Source organism: Methylophaga sp. UBA1464, from assembly GCF_002325665.1.
Classification (GTDB): Bacteria; Pseudomonadota; Gammaproteobacteria; order Nitrosococcales; family Methylophagaceae; genus Methylophaga.
The window spans coordinates 3,922-5,571 of record NZ_DCSO01000023.1 but is presented as its reverse complement, the minus strand read 5'-3'; the positions used below and the strand labels follow the sequence as shown (position 1 = coordinate 5,571).

Below are 1,650 nucleotides of genomic sequence, written 5' to 3'. Positions count from 1 at the left end.
AAGAATTAGGTCAACGTTATTTAAACAGTTTAATTGAACTATTTTTGCCGCAATAATATGCTGGCACAGGTATTTAAGGGAGTCACCACCATGCTGCAACGCCATCTTCTGGCTGCGGGAATCACATTATTAATGACCATGCCATTACAGGCTGATGTTTTATCCATTGCCGAACCCACCTATAACACCCCGAATTCCGAGTCTGGTGTGCTTCGTCCTACACGTGGGATGACGATGCAACAAGTCGAACAGAAATTTGGGACAGCAGAGCAGCAATTTGCCCCAAAAGGCACACCAGCCATTACACGCTGGCAATATTCGCAGTTTGATGTGTACTTTGAAAACCAGCTGGTGATTCACTCGGTGGTTCAGCGAAAACCAGAGTAGCGAAGCAAGGTATTTAAGTCTCGCCCAGAAAACGGCGTTTTGCCCATGCCGGTAATGTGCCGACCCTGGCATGATGAAGTGAATCCATTTCAATCACAATCAATATCAGCACACTGACCAATGTCGGCAAAAAGCTCAGTCCTCCGACAAAGGCAAAAGCCGCCTCTTTCATCAAACCAAGATAGGTATAACTCAACCAACCCAACACAGCAATGCTGACAACCACCGTTAATACAATGGCAAAGAAAAAGCTCCAGCGCCGGGCGATCTGCCAATGTATATAGACAAACTCACTCTCCTCACGTTTGATACGACTGGCTCGTATAAACGTGTAACCGAGAAACAAAAACGATAACAACGGCACCAGCACTATAAACTCAAAATAACTCTTGCCGGTTGCGGCAATCGCCGTAAACAGCAGGATATGATTCGCAATCAGATTAGTTAAAAAGATATCGTGCGGCATTCTGGCCGCCGTTCTTTCATGTTCCTCTGGTGCCGTTATTTCAGTCATATTATCTGGCCAGGTTGTTGATGATCGCCTCGCGTACTGAGTCCAATGTAGCATTTACGGTAATCACAGGTGAACTACTTTGCTTGATGGCAATATCCGGATCTTTGAGACCGTGGCCTGTCAGTGTACAGACAACGGTACTTCCTTCTGGAATCTTACCGGTTTGAATATCACGCAAAGCACCAGCGACGGATGTTGCGGAAGCGGGTTCGCAGAAAATACCTTCTTTTTCGGCCAGTAATTTCTGAGCGGCCAATATTTCGTCATCAGAACATTCATCAAACCAGCCCTGCGATTCTTCTTTAACTTTCCAGGCCATATCCCAGCTTTGTGGATGACCGATGCGAATTGCTGTCGCAACTGTTTCTGGATCATCCACCATGGCACCACGCATAAACGGCGCGCTACCATTTGCCTGATAACCGACCATTTTGGGGCGATTACCGACAATAGCCCCACCGGCATATTTACAATGTCCATGGCAGTAGGCACAAGCTTCGGTGACATGATCGCCGCTGGCTGATGAGTACTCACAATAGCCAATCCAGTGCGCGGTGATATTACCGGCATTACCCACTGGCAGACAATGATAATCGGGAGCACGTCCCAGCTCTTCAATAATCTCAAACGCCGCAGTTTTCTGACCTTGCAGACGATATGGGTTAATTGAATTCACAATGGTGACCGGAGCATGTTCTGCTACATCTTTGACTAATTGCATACCTTCATCAAAGTTACCTTTGATTTGA

At 46.6% G+C, this 1,650-nt stretch carries 3 protein-coding genes; 1 reads left to right on the top strand and 2 read right to left on the bottom strand.

The features are described from left to right. Positions 1-90: 90 nt before the first annotated feature. Positions 91-387 (top strand): hypothetical protein, encoded by a 297-nt coding sequence (locus tag B3O33_RS02375; RefSeq protein ID WP_292362218.1) that lies wholly within the window; start codon positions 91-93, stop codon positions 385-387. A gap of 13 nt (positions 388-400) precedes the next feature. Here the strand turns inward: B3O33_RS02375 and B3O33_RS02370 are convergent, their stop codons facing one another. Together B3O33_RS02370 and B3O33_RS02365 are read right to left on the bottom strand one after the other, a co-directional pair. Then, the gene (locus tag B3O33_RS02370) at positions 401-901 is read right to left on the bottom strand and encodes a hypothetical protein (RefSeq protein ID WP_292362217.1); all 501 of its coding nucleotides are present in this window, start codon (positions 899-901) and stop codon (positions 401-403) included. A 1-nt stretch (position 902) separates the two neighbouring features. Beyond that, positions 903-1,650 (bottom strand): pyridoxal-phosphate dependent enzyme (locus B3O33_RS02365; protein ID WP_292362851.1); only part of this gene is annotated, 748 nt, incomplete at its 5' end.